This window comes from Pseudarthrobacter sp. KH_020_B, from assembly GCF_057840185.1.
In genome coordinates, this window is the sequence record NZ_CM174506.1 from 3,378,470 (window position 1) to 3,393,588 (window position 15,119).

Below are 15,119 nucleotides of genomic sequence, written 5' to 3' on the forward strand. Positions count from 1 at the left end.
GCGACGCTGCACCGCCTCGCCGTCACGACGCCCGGCAGCGGGACGCTCCCGGGCCTGGCTATTCGACCGTTCGGGACATTGTGCTCGCCCTGGACCCCGCGCTCGTCACACTCGCCCTTGAGGGACCGGCGTCATACCGGGATCGGCACGAGCTCGTCTACCGTCGCCGCGCCGAACGGCCGAACCAGACGTGGCAGGCAGACCACACCCAACTCGACATCCTCATCATCGGCGCCAATGGGAAACCCGACCGCCCCTGGCTGACCACCATGATGGACGACCATTCCCGCGCAATCTGCGGCTACACGGTCTTCACCGGAGCACCCTCCGCCCTCAACACAGCACTTGCCCTGCGGCAGGCAATCAGGCGCAAGCCCGATCCGTCCTGGGCCATGTGCGGCATTCCCGACATTCTGCACGTCGACCATAGCTCTGACTTCACCAGCCACCACCTGGACCACACAGCCCTCGAGCTGCACATCCGAATCATCCATTCCACCGTCGGTCGACCCCAAGGCCGCGGCAAGATCGAGCGATTCTTCGGCACCATCAACACCGAACTGCTCGCTTCGCTGCCGGGACACCTCGGCCCTGGTAGCAGCGCGCGGCGGCCCGTGCTCGATCTTTCCGGACTCGACCGCTAGATCCGCGCCTTCATCGCCGCCTACAACGACCGAACACACAGCGAGCTCGGCATCTCACCCCGGCATGGGTGGGTCGCTGACGGGTGGCTTCCCCGTGTGCCCGAAACTATCGAAGAACTCGACGGGCTCCTCCTCACCGAAGAACCGAGTCGTACAACGCGACGGCATCCACTTCCAGGGCCAGCGCTATCTGGCTCCCACCCTCGCACCATTCGTCGGACACACCATCACGATCCGCTATGACCCCCGCGACATTTCCGAGATCCGCGTTTACGACCGCGAAACCTTCATTTGCACAGCCATCGACGAAGCCCACCCAAATCTTCGGCTGAGTCTTCGCGAGATCGATGCCGCACGACGTGCACGACGTCGCGAACTGCGCCGGGCTATCAACGACCGCATCCCGACCGTCGTCGCCCGCGAGCAACCCCGCAACCCGGAAACAGCGCGGCGCCGGCCGCGGTTGCGCACCTACGAAGAGGACGAATGATGAACCAGACATTCATCGTGACCTAAGAGCACCGACGCTTCACCGAGTTCCCCAACGCCGTCCGGAAAGAGCACACCATCGGCATCTGCCACGGCGACGCCGGCGTTGGCAAGACCAACTCCGCGCGCCGCTACGCCAATTGGGACACTCTCGAGCCTTACATCACCGAGTGGGGGCCCCGCGGTGATCATGACGCAAAGCAGTACGCCCTCGCCAATCGATCCCGCACCGTCTTCTACACCCCGGAAGTGCTCTGCCGCCCCAAAAACCTCATGGACGAGATCCACCGTTCACAGGTCAGAATCGGCGCCTGCATCGACGAACACCTCCACCGACTCGACACGACGACCCCCCGCAGCATGAACGGAATCACCAAACTGGTGGAACTGCTCATCATCGACGAAGCCGAACGCCTCACCCCGACCGCCCTGGAATTCCTCCGCGACAACCACGACCGCACCGACCTTGCCATCCTCATCGGCATGCCCGGTATCGACGAACGATTCCGCCACTACCCGCAGCTCTACAGCCGCCTCGGCTTCTCCCACAGCTACGCGCCCTCAGCCGCGAGGAACTCCTCTTTGTTCTCGAGCGGGCACTGGAAACGACTGGGGCGTTCACTCGACCCCGAGGACTTCACCGACGCCCAGCAATCGCCGCAATCGAACGCATCACCCGCGGCAATTTTTCGGCTCCCCGAGCGGCTATTCCCTCAAATCACCCGGCTCCTGAAAATCAACCAGATCGAAACCATCACCGACGACGCCATCGAAGCCGCCGCTAGCATCCTCGTCATCCGCAACCAACGACAAAGAGCGACCACAGAACACCGCCAAAGAGCGCCGAAGTCCACATGCTTGGCGGGTCGAAAGCCGCGAAAACAGCGGCATCGAAAATGGACAGAACAGCGCCTGCTCGCGCAGACGACCTCTACCACCGTTCGATATCTTGGGTCGTGGATGACCCTGCAGCAAGACGGTTCAAGATCAAGGGATATGACGGAATGAAGCGCGACCTCTATCAGCTCAACGGTGAGTTGAACGAAAAGCCCGGCCTATCTGAATGGATTATTGACCGCAGTGGGAGTAATCCCGCTATTACTCATCAGCGCTTCATTCCGGGCGGTAGTATCACTGGCTTCGAGAACCAAGTGCCATGACCATCATTTTTGTACTTGATCCCGACTTCGTACTCGCTGAACAAATTCCCTTCGTAGCGGGGGACCTACGATATGGCGGTACTGCACGTTCCTCAGTGACTTCAAAGACCGGCACTCCGGCGAACGCTACATCCGCGATTTCCTGACCTTCAGGCCTACGAACAGCTCCATCGTTCACCACGCTTGGACGGCGCTTCGGCTTGAGGAGCCGATCGGTTTGTCCGAGGTCGCGGAAGCTCACTTTTCAAAAAGGGCGATACACGATCTCCTGCTTATCGCCCAGGCTCTGCAATCGGTCATGTGCAATTGCCAGCATCAGTTTGTGACGTCTACCGGGTATGCCCGATGGGACGAGATTGCCTACATCTGAAGTACCTGACCCCGGCGTTTGTGAAGTACCTCCTAACGCGCTCACCCTCTGACGAAGTGCTTGCGCAGGAGTTGGAGAAGTGGCCGAATGACAAGTTCGGCTTGACCCTGGAGGGCGTTACGAAGGAAGAGTTCCTGAGGGTCCTTCAGCGGTTCCGCCAAACGAATAGTGCGTAAGCTTAGTTCCGGACACGCGTGTAGGATTTTAATGATCTTTCATGTCCCGCTTACCTTGGTGCGCTAGCTTGGTTCGTATGTTGACAGGATTCAAGAATTTCATCATGAAGGGCAACGTCGTAGACCTTGCCGTCGCCGTCGTAATGGGTGCCGCTTTCGGCGCCGTCGTGACCTCAATCGTCGAGGGCCTGCTCACACCGCTGATCGGCCGCTTGTTCAGTGCCAAGGGCATTGCAGAAATGCAGTGGGAGGGATTCATGTATGGATCCGTCATCTCCTCCATCATTTCATTCGTACTGGTGGCCGCCGCCATCTACTTTGTGGTCATCATGCCGATGAACCACATGATCGAACTCCGCAACCGCCGGCTCGGCATCAACCCCGAAGTCAAGGAAGAGGCTGCAGAGGACCCGCAGATCGCCCTCCTCACGGAAATCCGCGACTCGCTGCAGAAGCAAGCCCTGTAAGTTCACTGCAACCAACTGTGGCCCGCTTCCTGAAGGAGGCGGGCCACAGTTGTTTGCGTCGTGGATCAGTCGGTGACCAGCTCAAGCGCGAGCTCGGTGCGGACAACTTGGGCCAGGCGTTCAGCGATGGCGTGGGCTGTTACCTCATCCCCTGCTTCCACCATGACCCGCACTACGGGTTCGGTGCCTGAGGGGCGGAGCAGGACACGTCCGTTATCGCCCAGCTCGGCTTCGGCCAGGACCACGGCCTGCGCCAGAGCGTCGGAACTACCCACGCGGGTGCGGTCAACGCCCTTGACGTTGATGAGTACCTGCGGGAGCTTGGTCATCACGGTGGCGAGCTGCTTAAGCGGCCGGCCGGTCAGGGCGACCTGCGCGGCCAGCTGCAAACCCGTGAGGACGCCGTCGCCGGTGGTGGCGTGGTCGGCGAAGATCACGTGGCCGGACTGTTCCCCGCCGAGGTTGAAGCCGCCGTCGCGCATTTCCTCCAGGACGTAGCGGTCACCCACTGCCGTCTCCCGGATGCTGATGCCTGCCTCGCGGAGGGCAATTTTGAGGCCCAGGTTGCTCATGACGGTTGCCACCAGGACGTTGTCGGTGAGCTTGCCTGAGGCTTTGAGGGCGACGGCCAGGATCGCCATGATCTGGTCACCGTCCACCTCTGTGCCTTCGTGGTCTACGGCGAGGCAGCGGTCGGCGTCGCCGTCGTGGGCGATGCCGAGGTCGGCTCTGTACTTCAGCACGGCGGCTTTGAGCGGACCCAGATGGGTGGAGCCCACGCCGTCGTTGATGTTGTGGCCGTCCGGCTCGGCGCCGATCACGATTACGTCAGCGCCGGCGTCTTTGAAGACCTGGGGCGAGCAACCGCTGGCGGCGCCGTGGGCGCAGTCGAGGACTACCTTCAGCCCGTCCAGGCGGTGCGGGAGCGTCTGCAGGAGGTGGACAATGTAGCGGTCCTCGGCGTCGGAGAAGCGCTGGATCCTGCCCACGTCGCTACCGACGGGCCGCTGCGGCTCCTTACCCATCTGCTCCTCGATGGCGTTCTCCACGTCATCAGGAAGCTTCTGGCCACCGCGGGCGAAGAACTTGATCCCGTTGTCAGGGGCCGGATTATGGGAGGCCGAGATCATCACGCCGAAGTCGGCGTCTAGGTCGGCGACGAGGTAGGCCGCAGCAGGCGTCGGGAGGACACCGGCGTCGTAGACGTCAATACCGGAGCTGGAGAGCCCTGCCTCAACGGCAGCGGCGATGAATTCCCCGCTGGCGCGGGGGTCGCGCGCCACCACGGCGCGGGGCCGGGCGCCGTTGGTACTGCGGTCATGACCAAGCACGACGGCGGCCGCTTGGGCCAAGTTCATCGCCAGCTCGGCAGTCAACAAGCCATTAGCCAGGCCCCGGACACCATCTGTTCCAAATAATCTAGACATCGTGGACAAGTCTAGGTGATGGACACGCGGGGGCTTGAACCGACTGGTCAGGGGCGGTTTGAATCCCGGCGGCGGCACTAATCACGCCTGCCATTTCAGTGCCTTCCCTTTTGCCTGTCGCGAAGTCAGATGCCAAGCGTTGCAATGCGGGCAAGGGTAAACGCTGACTGGCACTTTGCCGCCTACTGACGGCCCAACTCGCCGGCTGATTACCTTGAGCGCGTGGTTGGCCCGCCAGAGTGAAGGAAAGCTGATCTTTGTACAATGAGCCATGGCGCAAAGTCCTTTTCAGGGGAGTGCGCACGGCTCATTTCCATACTTGAACGACCGCTGAATACTGCCGTCCCAAGATCCACTCGAAGTGGCTGATACACGCAACGGTAGCGCAGATGCATTTACACGTGCAAAGGCAGAAGCCCGTCCCACCATTGGCGGGACGGGCTTCTGTGCAAGCGGATTTAGCGCTTGGAGTACTGCTGAGCCTTACGGGCCTTCTTGAGACCGGCCTTCTTGCGCTCGATGACGCGTGCGTCACGGGACAGGTAACCGGCCTTCTTCAGGGTGGCGCGGTTGTTCTCGACATCGATCTCGTTCAGTGAACGGGCGATGCCGAGGCGCAAGGCGCCGGCCTGGCCGGAGATGCCGCCACCGTGGATGCGGGCGATGACGTCGTAGGCGCCTTCGAGATCCAGGATCTTGAAGGGCTCGTTGACGTCCTGCTGGTGCAGCTTGTTCGGGAAGTAGTTGTCCAGCGCACGGCCGTTGATGGTCCACTTGCCGGAACCCGGCACAACGCGGACACGGGCAACAGCTTCCTTGCGGCGGCCAACAGCTGCGCCGGCAACGGTCAGTGCCGGGCGCTCCTTCTTCGGCGCAGCAGCTTCCGCAGCTCCGCTTTCAGAGGTGTAGCTGGTCAGGGTTTCCTCAGCCTCAACGGCTTCGGTGGTCTCTTCGTTCTGAGCCACGATTCTCCTTGTATAGATAAGTTGTTTGGTGGCCAGGACTACTGGGCGACCTGGGTAATTTCGAAAGTCTTGGGCTGCTGGGCGGCGTGGGGGTGCTCTGCACCGCGGTATACCTTCAGCTTGCCAAGCTGCTGTGCAGCAAGGGAGTTCTTGGGGAGCATGCCCTTGATGGCCTTCTCAACGGCGCGGACCGGGTTGGATTCCAGGAGTTCCGCGTAGTTGACGGAGGTCAGGCCGCCCGGGTAGCCGGAGTGGCGGTATGCGCGCTTCTGCTCCAGCTTGGCGCCGGTCAGGGCTACCTTTTCAGCGTTGATGATGATGACGAAGTCGCCCATGTCCATGTGGGACGCAAAGGTGGCCTTGTGCTTGCCGCGCAGCAGGATTGCGGTCTGGCTCGCGAGACGACCAAGGACAACGTCTGTGGCGTCAATGACGTGCCACTGGCGGTTGATATCGCCGGGCTTCGGGGTGTACGTACGCACGGTTTTTGCCTCGTTCTTGTTCTGGCGTTCTTGTTTAGGTGTCACTCAAGCGTGTGCACCTACTATCTATGCGCTACCGGAACAGAGGTGAGGGCTCCATGTAACCAGTCATCCTGAAGTCCCGAATGTGCCCTTTGAGTAGTTATCCTGCAACCGGATTCTCAAGCGGGCACGCATCATCGAGAAAGGACACGCACAACGACTACCAATGTTAGCTTGAACCGGGCCTCAGGGTCAAAATGGGATAGCCGGGCGCTCACACATTATTCTGCCGGCCCGACGTAGGCAGGGGATGCAGTGACTTCTTGGGGCGATGCTGGCTCAGCCGGACTACTGTTCGTGGCCGTCATCGGCCTCTTAGGACTCATTCTCTCACCGTTGGCCGAGCTGCTGATTGCCAAGATGCTCCCCCGCGTCGGCCCGATGCCTGGCATGCGAGCAAGGATCACGACGGCGGTGATCACCGCCGTACTCTGCGCAGCCTTCGCATTCCGGTTCAGCACCGACCCAGGATTGCCGGCGTTCCTACTCCTTGCCGTTCTTGGTGTGCAGCTGGCAAGAATTGACGCCTCGCTCCATGTGCTGCCCAACCCTTTGGTTCTTTCCCTGTTAGTAGGGGGTCTTGTGTTCCTTTTATGGGCGACATTTGGTGGGGAACAGTGGTCCAGCCTCGTTCGCGCACTGGGCGGCGCCGCAATCCTCTTCGTCATCTACCTGATTCTGGCGCTAATCTCCCCGGCGGGACTGGGAATGGGCGACGTCAAGCTCGCTGCCCCCCTAGGCCTCTACCTGGGGTACTTAGGATGGAGTCAACTCCTATACGGCGGACTGCTGGGGTTCATTCTGAACGGCCTTGCTACCGCGATCATTCTGGCAAGAAACCGCAAAGAACGCACGTCAGAGGTGGCTCATGGGCCGTCGATGATCGGGGCCTCAGTAGGTGTAGGGCTTTTGCTTTTCTAGTCCTGGGATCGGACGCAACCGCAATCCTAGGCTGTCCGCACTGCAGGGATCCAAGTAGTCGAACGCGGATACGTCCAATTATCTGAGTACTCGCGTATAGCTTCCGAGTACGCACTAAAAAAGCCTCACAAAAAGTCGAGTACAACTACGCATTGTTGCACAGAACCCCCAGTGACAATCTCTTCTTAGCGAAGTCCAGCCGCTAAGGAATAAGGGGGCAGCTGGAAATTCGTTGAAAGTATCCAAATCAATTTCATCGAATTTAAGGAAACCTAAAATGACTTCTCTTATGGTCTCAATGACTGCCTTTATCGCCGGCGTCAAGGATCGTCTCGCCTCCGAAAAGGGAGCAACGATGGTGGAGTACGGCCTGATGGTCGCCCTGATCGCCGTGATCGTCGCGGGCGGCGCCGCCATCCTGGGCATTGGCATCGATGCGCTGTTCGTGGACGTCAACAACCAGCTCCCGTAACCAATGGTGGCTCTGGTGGCTGTCGGTCGACGGTCGCCAGAGCCACCGTAGTTATATTGGGCAGCCGTGCGGGCATAACCATCCATCGAGAACTGAAAGTCCGGGGAGACGGTCTTGAAACAGAAGCAGAACCAGAAAGAGCGCGGTGCAGTAGCTGTTGAGATGGCAGTTGTCTTGCCTCTACTGCTTTTAATTCTCATCGGCACCATGGAGTTTGGGCGCGTGTTTAATGTCCAGAACTCGCTAACCCAGGCTGCCCGTGAAGGTGCCCGCCACGCTGCCATCTACTACAGCAAGGACACTCTTGACGTTGAGGGGACAGCCCTCGGAGCAGCCCCGTCCCTGGACGGGCTCGGTGTGGCTGTTACGCATGACGCCGGCAGTTGTGCGTCCGGGGAGGACGTAACAGTGACGACCAGCGTCACCTTGGGATCGATGTCCGGATTTCTGGATGCCGGTTTCTTTGGATCCCCTGGTTTCTTCCCAATGGAGCTCGAAGGCGTAGGAGTGATGAGATGCGGTGGCTGAAACACTGCCCTGTGACTGCAGCGGTGGGTACGTCGGATTGCAACGACAAGGACAAAGGCGCGGTCGCCGTAGTCGTGGCCTTCTCGATGATAGTCCTTCTAGGATTCGCGGCTTTGGCAGTCGACGTGGGCGCAATGTATGCCGAAAAGGCGCAACTGCAGAACGGTGCTGATGCCACGGCCCTGGCAATTGCCGGGGACTGCGCCAAGGGGCTTAACTGCGCCACCGCGATGACCGCTGAGGGCAACCGCCTCGCGAACGATAACGCCAACGATGGTTCCAGCGGGGTGTTTTCGGTGACGCAACCCAACTCCAACACAGTCCGGGTTGAGACCAATGCCCAGGCTGCCGGATCGACGGAAGACAGCTTCGGACTGTTCTTCGCCCGCGTGCTGGGCCATGAAACGAGCATAATCCACGCGGTTGCTGAGGCCACGTGGGGGGCACCGGGTTCCACGCTGCCGTGGACAGTCAGTGAATGCATCTTCAGGCAGTCCTTGACTGCAAGCCAGCTTCATGAGCTGGATACGACGGGCAACTTCACTGGTGATCCTAGTTCCGCCCACATTCTCCTCAGGTACGAGACGGCTGCACCTGAGGTCCCGGGCTGTGAGGAGGAAAACGGCTATCAACCCGGAGGATTCGGTTGGCTGGAGATCCAAAGCGGTTGTTCAGCAGGCATCGATCTCAGCGCAGAGGCGTACGGCCAGCCAGGCAATCATTTTCCAAACGCTGACGAGTGCGACGCCATCCTCGATGGCCTTCTCGATGAACCCGCGCTTATCCCGCTTTACGACTCGGCAACTGGAAACGGTGACAACGCCGTATACACCCTCATCGGATTCGCCGCATTCCAAGTAACGGGCTATAAATTCAGCGGCTCGCTTGAAATCGACGACGACCTTGCACCCGACTGCAGCGGCAACTGCCGCGGACTTCAAGGCTACTTCACCCGCTTCGTTTCGATTGAAGAGGGAATCGCGTCTACGGGCGGACAGCCCAATTACGGCGGCACAGTGGTCTCGCTAAGCAAGTGAGGACCCATACGGAGCCGGGTTCCTCCGACTCATTCAGTCTCATCTAAGAAGGAGAAATGACGTGAAATCACGCCTACTGGGAGGCATTCTAGCGCTGGTGTTAGCAATCACTGGAACTGTGCTGCTCGTTGTATATATACAGGGAGCTGACAATAGGGCGGCGCAGGGACTCGAACCCGTAAATGTGTTAGTGGTCAAAGAATCTGTACCTGCCGGCACTAAAGCCGAAGATCTCAACAACTTCGTCCAACTGGAAGCAATTCCGCAGGCGGCGGTTCCCGAAGGGGCCCTTGAACGTCTCAATGATCAGACGGGCAGGGTAACCTCCGTCGCGTTGGAACCTGGGGAACAGCTCCTCGCCTCCCGGCTGGTCGATCCCAAGGAGCTCGTACCAGGGACTGTGCCCGTTCCGGACGGTTTGGAAGAGGTCACGTTCCTGCTTTCCCCGGAGAGGATCCTGGGCGGCCGCATCGAGGCCGGTGACACAGTTACCGTATACACCTCGTTCAAGTCGGAGGAGAACATGCCCGCAAACGCTCCCGTCGCAGAAGAGGTCAGGGGCTGGAAGCAGTCCACGGGCCTTCTGTTCCATGACGTCCTGGTAACAGCGGTGCAAAAGGCTGCACCAGATACTAAGAAGTCCGGGAGCAACGATGGTTCGGGAACCGCCAATAGCGGCATCGATATGCCGAACGGCTCCGCTTTTGTCACCGTCGCCAGGACTGACGCCGATGCAGCCAAGATGGTCTTTGGCGCGGAGTTCGGCACCATCTGGCTGGCTAAGCAGACGGACACCAGCACGAAGAGCGACCCCCCCATTACCACCTTTGGAGGGCTGTACTGATGAGCCGGTTTGTTGCCATCACGGCGGTTCGGGACTTCGAGGGCCGCGTTCGGCAGGCCATCGCCGGCGCCGTGCACGGCGAACTGCAGACCCTCTCACCCGACGTGCTCCTTGGAGGCCCGGATGATGTGTTCAAGCAGCTCAATGGTGCGCCGCCGGAGGTCCTGATTCTCGGCCCTGGCGTCAGCCCGGAGGACGCCCTGAAGCTGGCGACTGTTTTCGACCTTCAGTACCCCGAGGTTAGCCTCCTTCTCATTGCCGAGCCCACCCCCGAGCTAGTGCTTCGTGCCATGCATTCCGGGATCAGGGACGTTGTCACTCCGGAAATCGTAGTCAACGACCTCCGTGTACTCCTTGAACGCGCCTGCCTCGCTGCTGCGAGCCGTCGCAGGGGCATGGCTCCGGCTGCTGAGTCGGGGCAGGAGCGGGGCCGCGTCGTCGCAGTGATGTCGCCCAAGGGAGGCGTCGGAAAAACGACCGTTGCCACCAACCTGGCCATCGGGTTGGGCAAGGTCTCTCCGATGGGAGTGGTGATTGTGGATCTGGACCTGCAGTTCGGGGACGTGGCTTCCGGCCTCATGCTTGAGCCGGAACATTGCATCACCGAGGCTGTACACGGCACTGCATCCCAGGACTCCATGGTCCTCAAGGCATTCCTCACCGTGCATCCGGCCGGCATCTATGCCCTATGTGCACCACGGACACCCGCTGAATCTGACTACATAACGGCCGACCACATAAGCCGCCTCATCAACCAACTGGCTGGTGAATTCAAGTACGTCATTGTGGACACTGCCCCCGGCTTAGGGGAACACGTCCTGGCCACCCTCGAACAGGCCACCGACGGCGTGTGGGTGTGCGGGATGGATGTGCCAAGCGTCCGCGGTCTCCGCAAGTGCTTCAGCGTCCTGAAGGAACTGCAACTGCTGCCGCAAGGCAGGCACACCGTACTCAACTTTGCGGACCGCAAAAGCGGACTCTCAGTGCAGGATGTCGAGGCCACTATCGGTGTCCCGATAGATGCCGTCATCCCACGTTCACGCACGCTTCCGTTCTCAACTAATCGCGGCGTCCCGGTGCTGCAGAGCACCACCAGAGACTCAGCCTCAAAAGGCCTTAGGAAGCTGGTGGACCGCTTCGACCCGCTGTGGGTGTCTTCCACCCACAACAAACTTCACCGAAGGGTGGTTGTATCGTGAGGCTTTCAGATCGGCTCTCCAGGTCAAACAACGACGAAGGTGCAGCCACCACAGAAGATATCGCTGGCACGGCGGTCGGAATCTCACCGTCAACGCAGGGGTTCACAGATTTGCCGCCGGCGCCGGCACGCACATCACTTGGATCACCATTGGCATCATTGAACGGAACACCACCGCCAGTCGTCGATGCCCTGGCCGGCCTTAAGCAGCGAGCTGCGCTTGCCCTCTTCGAACGGATGGGGACACGGTTCGGCGACGCCTCGGCGTCCGAAGAGGAACTCCGTACAAACGCGGTGGAGGAGCTCTCCGCGGTTATCGACGAAGAACAGGTTCCCCTTTCCCCGGAGGAAAGGCGCCGCCTTATCCGCGAAATTGCGGACGAGGTAATGGGCTTCGGACCGCTCCAGCGGCTCCTGGAAGATCCCTCTGTTACGGAGATCATGGTCAACCGTTATAACCAGATATACATCGAGCGAAACGGCCATCTCACGTTGACGGGTTCGCAATTCAGCTCGGATGACCATCTGCGGAAAGTCATCGAACGTATCGTCTCCAAGGTAGGCCGTCGAATCGACGAATCATCGCCACTGGTGGATGCTCGATTGGAGGACGGCTCCCGAGTGAACGCCATTATCCCTCCCTTGGCGGTGAATGGCCCGTCGCTCACCATCCGCAAGTTCAGTCACGTTCCGCTGACGGTGCGTAACCTCATTGAATGGGGCTCCATCACGGTGGAGATGGCGGAATTGCTCAGCGCTTGCGTCAAGGCCCGGCTGAACATCATCGTTTCCGGCGGAACGGGTACAGGCAAGACCACGCTGCTGAATGTTTTGTCGTCCTTCATCCCGGAAGATGATCGCATTGTGACCATCGAAGACGCTGTTGAACTTCAACTGCAGCAGGAACACGTGGTTCGTTTGGAGAGCCGGCCGCCGAACATTGAGGGTAAGGGCGCGGTCGGCATTCGCGATCTGGTCCGCAACTCACTACGTATGCGTCCGGACCGGATCATTGTGGGTGAAGTCCGCAGCGGTGAGTCCTTGGACATGCTGCAGGCGATGAATACCGGCCATGACGGTTCGCTATCCACCGTGCACGCCAATTCCCCCCGGGATGCCGTGGCCCGTCTGGAGACCCTGGTCCTGATGGCCGGAATGGACTTGCCCCTTCGAGCCATCCGTGAACAAGTGTCGTCAGCCGTGGACCTCATCATCCAAGTCACCCGGCTCCGTGACGGAAGCCGCCGCGTGACGCACGTGACGGAAGTCCAGGGAATGGAGGGCGACATCGTCACCCTCCAGGACGTGTTCATGTTCGACTACGCAGCTGGGGTGGACGCGCAAGGACGGTTCCTGGGCAAGCCTGTATCAACCGGGATCCGTCCGCGGTTCCTCGACCGCTTTGCGGACCTCGGGATCGCCGTGTCGCCCGCCGTGTTTGGTGGCGCAATGAACCCGCAAGGGAGGCGGTAGGCCATGGAAACGCCCGCGCTTCTCATCCTTGCGATTTTGTTGTGCTTCGGTGCGCTGCTTCTGCTGTTCATTGTGGTTCTGAAGCCTCGCTATGGCGCCGTCCCGGCAAATCGCAGGCGACCAGACGGGAATCCGACCAACTCATCGTTCACCCAAGTTTCACAGGCAGTAGTCGATGGTATGGGCGGAGTCCTAGGCAAGTCCGGCGGACCTTTCAACCGGGATTTGTTGTACAACGCCGGCGTCAAAATTGGCCCTGCAGACTTCACCGTTTTGGTTGCCGTCGTGGCCTTCTTGGCCGGGTTGCTCGCAACGCTGCTGGCCAACCCGGTCATTGGTGTCCTCCTCGGGGCGGCCACGCCGTTCGTCGTACGGCTTTTCCTTAGCATCCGTACAGACAAACGCCGCGGTAAGTTCGAGGCCCAGCTCATTGATACCATCCAGATGCTTATCGGTGGCCTGCGGGCAGGGCACAGCGTAATGCGTTCACTCGAGGCTGCTGGTTTGGAATCTGAGGCACCAACATCAGAGGAACTGACGCGGATCGTGAACGAAACTCGGATCGGCAAAGATGCCGGGCAGGCCTTGGACGAAACGGCCGAACGGATGGACAGCGAAGACTTCCGCTGGATTGGGCAGGCGATTCAGATCAACAGGGAAGTTGGAGGCGATCTCGCCGAAGTGCTCGAACAAGTGGCCGGAACCATACGCGAACGTAGCGAGATAAAAGGCCAGGTGCGCTCCCTGAGCGCGGAGGGCAAGATGTCCGCCATTGTCCTGATGGGCATGCCAGTCGCAGTTGCGGTCATGCTTTCGTTCATCAATCCGGGCTACATGAGCGTCTTTGTTGAGGAGCCGATCGGTCACGTGATGGTGGGCGTGAGCCTGGTCATGTTCGTCGCCGGCGGGTTCTGGATGAGCCGCACCGTAAAGATCAAGTTCTAGGGGGACCGTCATGACTCCATTAGCCTGGCTTATCATCGCCGCCGTTGTGCTTCCACTCGCGTACTTCACCTGGGTCCTTGTCACGCTGGACCGCCGCGGTGCGCTGGCCGTCCAGACAAATCTCGGCCACGGATTCGCCCAAAACGGGGCAACTGCTGCCACGCGTCCTCCCCTGATGCTGGGCGTCGCCAAAAAACTTACGTCTGGCAGTTACGAAGCGAAACTGGACCGCTGGCTCTCCCTTGCAGGTCGCCCAACGTCCATGCCCTTGGAAAAACTGATCATCTCCAAACCTATTCTTGCGTTCGCTGGAGCCGTCCTTGGCATACTCATCTTCCGGAATTCGCCGTCGCTGCAGAGTGTTGGCCTCGGGATTCTCATCACAGGACTTGGTTACTTTGTTCCTGATCTGTTGGTCTACAACAAGGGGATCAAGCGGCAGCAAGAAATAGAACTCGAACTGCCCAATACTCTGGACCAGATGCTGATCTCCGTTGAGGCTGGACTTGGCTTCGAAGCTGCCATGGCCAGGGCAGGCCAGTACGGGGATGGACCCTTGGCCCAGGAGCTGATGCGAACCCTTCAGGACATGCAGGTTGGGCGTCCTCGCCAGGAGGCCTACCAGGCCCTGGCCGACAGGTCGTCGGTTGCAGACTTGCGGAGCTTCGTGCGGGCCGTTGTGCAGGCCGATAAGTACGGCATAGGCCTCGCCAAGGTCCTTCGTACCCAGGCCAAGCAAGCCAGGGTAAAGCGCCGGCAGCGAGCGGAAGAAAAGGCAATGAAGCTCCCGGTCAAAGTCCTTTTCCCCCTACTGGTTTTCATTTTCCCGGTGCTGTTCATCGTCCTCCTCGGCCCGGCAGCGATCAACATCACGAACACGCTGTTCTAAGCAATGCCCAGCGCCACCCGGCGCCCCAAATACCGGACCTCCTCGGCACCCAGAACCGAGGGGGTCCGTTTGCGTGCCCGACTAAACACCATTTCGCATCATTTGCACAGGACTTATGAAGGGAAAGCGAAGGAAACGCGCAGCCGAGGAAGTCTTCGCGCAGGATGCTGCAAGTTCTCATCAACGTCGCATCAAGCGTTGCTAGTTTCGTGCTTGAGCTGGTGCAGGACCAGCCACCCAAAACTCGCTCAGGAGTCCCCAATGCTTTCTATCTACACGAACCTCGCAGTCCGCCTCCAGCGCAACGAAAAGGGCGCCACCGCCGTCGAATACGGCATCATGGTCGGCCTCATCGCTGTAGTCATCATTGTCGCCGTCGGCCTCTTGGGCGGCACGCTCAACGACATGTTTATCCAGATTCAGTGTTCGGTCGGCGGCGGCGCCTACGCGGCCGGCGCGGCCGGCGCTGCGGGCACCTGCGTCCAGGCACCGTAAGGTATTCGCCTAACCCATTGGCGTGGCCCTAGGCACATCACCAACTCCACAGTGGCGGCGGCAACCAAGCCGCCGCCACTTCGGCGTAATCGCCA

The 15,119-nt window shown here is 60.1% G+C and carries 17 protein-coding genes and 1 pseudogene; 15 read left to right on the forward strand and 3 right to left on the reverse strand.

Translation table 11 applies throughout. The features are described 5' to 3' along the window. Positions 1–80 precede the first annotated feature (80 nt). From AC3IT0_RS15550 to mscL, 5 genes and pseudogenes are all read left to right on the forward strand, one after another. Complete coding sequence (locus tag AC3IT0_RS15550; RefSeq protein WP_489320624.1) at positions 81–644, forward strand: DDE-type integrase/transposase/recombinase; 564 nt, start codon at positions 81–83, stop codon at positions 642–644. A 94-nt stretch (positions 645–738) separates the two neighbouring features. Continuing rightward, positions 739–1,134, forward strand: a complete 396-nt coding sequence (locus tag AC3IT0_RS15555; protein ID WP_489320625.1) for a Mu transposase C-terminal domain-containing protein — start codon at positions 739–741, stop codon at positions 1,132–1,134. Continuing rightward, a pseudogene (locus AC3IT0_RS15560) lies at positions 1,134–1,937 on the forward strand (AAA family ATPase); the annotation flags it as partial. The gene AC3IT0_RS15555 and the pseudogene AC3IT0_RS15560, both read left to right, overlap by 1 nt. A gap of 200 nt (positions 1,938–2,137) precedes the next feature. Further along, the gene (locus AC3IT0_RS15565; protein ID WP_489320626.1) at positions 2,138–2,293 is read left to right on the forward strand and encodes a hypothetical protein; all 156 of its coding nucleotides are present in this window, start codon (positions 2,138–2,140) and stop codon (positions 2,291–2,293) included. A gap of 623 nt (positions 2,294–2,916) precedes the next feature. Then, positions 2,917–3,306 (forward strand): large conductance mechanosensitive channel protein MscL, encoded by a 390-nt coding sequence (mscL, locus tag AC3IT0_RS15570; protein WP_489320627.1) that lies wholly within the window; start codon positions 2,917–2,919, stop codon positions 3,304–3,306. A 65-nt stretch (positions 3,307–3,371) separates the two neighbouring features. Here mscL and glmM read toward each other — a convergent pair whose 3' ends face one another. The 3 genes from glmM to rplM all read right to left on the reverse strand — a co-directional run bounded on the left by glmM (position 3,372) and on the right by rplM (position 6,180). Further along, positions 3,372–4,733, reverse strand: coding sequence for a phosphoglucosamine mutase (gene glmM, locus AC3IT0_RS15575; protein WP_489320628.1), 1,362 nt, complete (start codon positions 4,731–4,733; stop codon positions 3,372–3,374). Between the two features lie 458 nt (positions 4,734–5,191). Continuing rightward, entirely contained in the window at positions 5,192–5,698 is a 507-nt protein-coding gene (rpsI, locus tag AC3IT0_RS15580; protein ID WP_489320629.1) for a 30S ribosomal protein S9, read from the reverse strand. A gap of 38 nt (positions 5,699–5,736) precedes the next feature. Then, complete coding sequence (rplM, locus tag AC3IT0_RS15585) at positions 5,737–6,180, reverse strand: 50S ribosomal protein L13 (RefSeq protein ID WP_015937805.1); 444 nt, start codon at positions 6,178–6,180, stop codon at positions 5,737–5,739. A gap of 339 nt (positions 6,181–6,519) precedes the next feature. On the opposite strand from rplM, the gene AC3IT0_RS15590 reads away from it, so the two are divergent. From AC3IT0_RS15590 to AC3IT0_RS15635, 10 genes are all read left to right on the forward strand, one after another. After that, entirely contained in the window at positions 6,520–7,143 is a 624-nt protein-coding gene (locus AC3IT0_RS15590) for a prepilin peptidase (protein ID WP_489320630.1), read from the forward strand. Positions 7,144–7,420: 277 nt separating this feature from the next. Continuing rightward, the gene (locus AC3IT0_RS15595) at positions 7,421–7,615 is read left to right on the forward strand and encodes a Flp family type IVb pilin (protein WP_489320631.1); all 195 of its coding nucleotides are present in this window, start codon (positions 7,421–7,423) and stop codon (positions 7,613–7,615) included. A 114-nt stretch (positions 7,616–7,729) separates the two neighbouring features. Further along, positions 7,730–8,143 carry a TadE/TadG family type IV pilus assembly protein gene (locus tag AC3IT0_RS15600; RefSeq protein ID WP_489320632.1) on the forward strand — a complete coding sequence of 138 codons (414 nt, stop codon included), beginning with the start codon at positions 7,730–7,732 and terminating at the stop codon, positions 8,141–8,143. Then, entirely contained in the window at positions 8,131–9,180 is a 1,050-nt protein-coding gene (locus AC3IT0_RS15605) for a pilus assembly protein TadG-related protein (protein ID WP_489320633.1), read from the forward strand. The genes AC3IT0_RS15600 and AC3IT0_RS15605 overlap by 13 nt, the downstream gene beginning before the upstream one ends. 61 nt (positions 9,181–9,241) lie before the next feature. Further along, positions 9,242–10,024: a Flp pilus assembly protein CpaB gene (cpaB, locus tag AC3IT0_RS15610; protein WP_489320634.1), complete on the forward strand. Its 783-nt coding sequence runs from the start codon at positions 9,242–9,244 to the stop codon at positions 10,022–10,024. Continuing rightward, the gene (locus tag AC3IT0_RS15615; protein ID WP_489320635.1) at positions 10,024–11,223 is read left to right on the forward strand and encodes a CpaE/TadZ family protein; all 1,200 of its coding nucleotides are present in this window, start codon (positions 10,024–10,026) and stop codon (positions 11,221–11,223) included. The genes cpaB and AC3IT0_RS15615 overlap by 1 nt, the downstream gene beginning before the upstream one ends. A 149-nt stretch (positions 11,224–11,372) precedes the next feature. After that, complete coding sequence (locus AC3IT0_RS15620; protein WP_489323820.1) at positions 11,373–12,695, forward strand: TadA family conjugal transfer-associated ATPase; 1,323 nt, start codon at positions 11,373–11,375, stop codon at positions 12,693–12,695. 3 nt (positions 12,696–12,698) lie between these two features. Beyond that, positions 12,699–13,640 (forward strand): type II secretion system F family protein, encoded by a 942-nt coding sequence (locus AC3IT0_RS15625; protein ID WP_489320636.1) that lies wholly within the window; start codon positions 12,699–12,701, stop codon positions 13,638–13,640. Between the two features lie 10 nt (positions 13,641–13,650). Continuing rightward, the gene (locus AC3IT0_RS15630; protein WP_489320637.1) at positions 13,651–14,529 is read left to right on the forward strand and encodes a type II secretion system F family protein; all 879 of its coding nucleotides are present in this window, start codon (positions 13,651–13,653) and stop codon (positions 14,527–14,529) included. Between the two features lie 261 nt (positions 14,530–14,790). Then, positions 14,791–15,024 carry a Flp family type IVb pilin gene (locus AC3IT0_RS15635; protein WP_489320638.1) on the forward strand — a complete coding sequence of 78 codons (234 nt, stop codon included), beginning with the start codon at positions 14,791–14,793 and terminating at the stop codon, positions 15,022–15,024. Positions 15,025–15,119 lie beyond the last annotated feature (95 nt).

Bases quoted from the DNA above. Each gene is read 5' to 3' on its own strand.
- AC3IT0_RS15565 (WP_489320626.1), top strand. From the start codon at position 2,138: ATGAAGCGCGACCTCTATCAGCTCAACGGTGAGTTGAACGAAAAGCCC.
- mscL (WP_489320627.1), top strand. From the start codon at position 2,917: ATGTTGACAGGATTCAAGAATTTCATCATGAAGGGCAACGTCGTAGAC.
- glmM (WP_489320628.1), bottom strand. From the start codon at position 4,733: ATGTCTAGATTATTTGGAACAGATGGTGTCCGGGGCCTGGCTAATGGC.
- AC3IT0_RS15595 (WP_489320631.1), top strand. From the start codon at position 7,421: ATGACTTCTCTTATGGTCTCAATGACTGCCTTTATCGCCGGCGTCAAG.
- AC3IT0_RS15605 (WP_489320633.1), top strand. From the start codon at position 8,131: ATGCGGTGGCTGAAACACTGCCCTGTGACTGCAGCGGTGGGTACGTCG.
- AC3IT0_RS15615 (WP_489320635.1), top strand. From the start codon at position 10,024: ATGAGCCGGTTTGTTGCCATCACGGCGGTTCGGGACTTCGAGGGCCGC.
- AC3IT0_RS15625 (WP_489320636.1), top strand. From the start codon at position 12,699: ATGGAAACGCCCGCGCTTCTCATCCTTGCGATTTTGTTGTGCTTCGGT.
- AC3IT0_RS15630 (WP_489320637.1), top strand. From the start codon at position 13,651: ATGACTCCATTAGCCTGGCTTATCATCGCCGCCGTTGTGCTTCCACTC.
- AC3IT0_RS15635 (WP_489320638.1), top strand. From the start codon at position 14,791: ATGCTTTCTATCTACACGAACCTCGCAGTCCGCCTCCAGCGCAACGAA.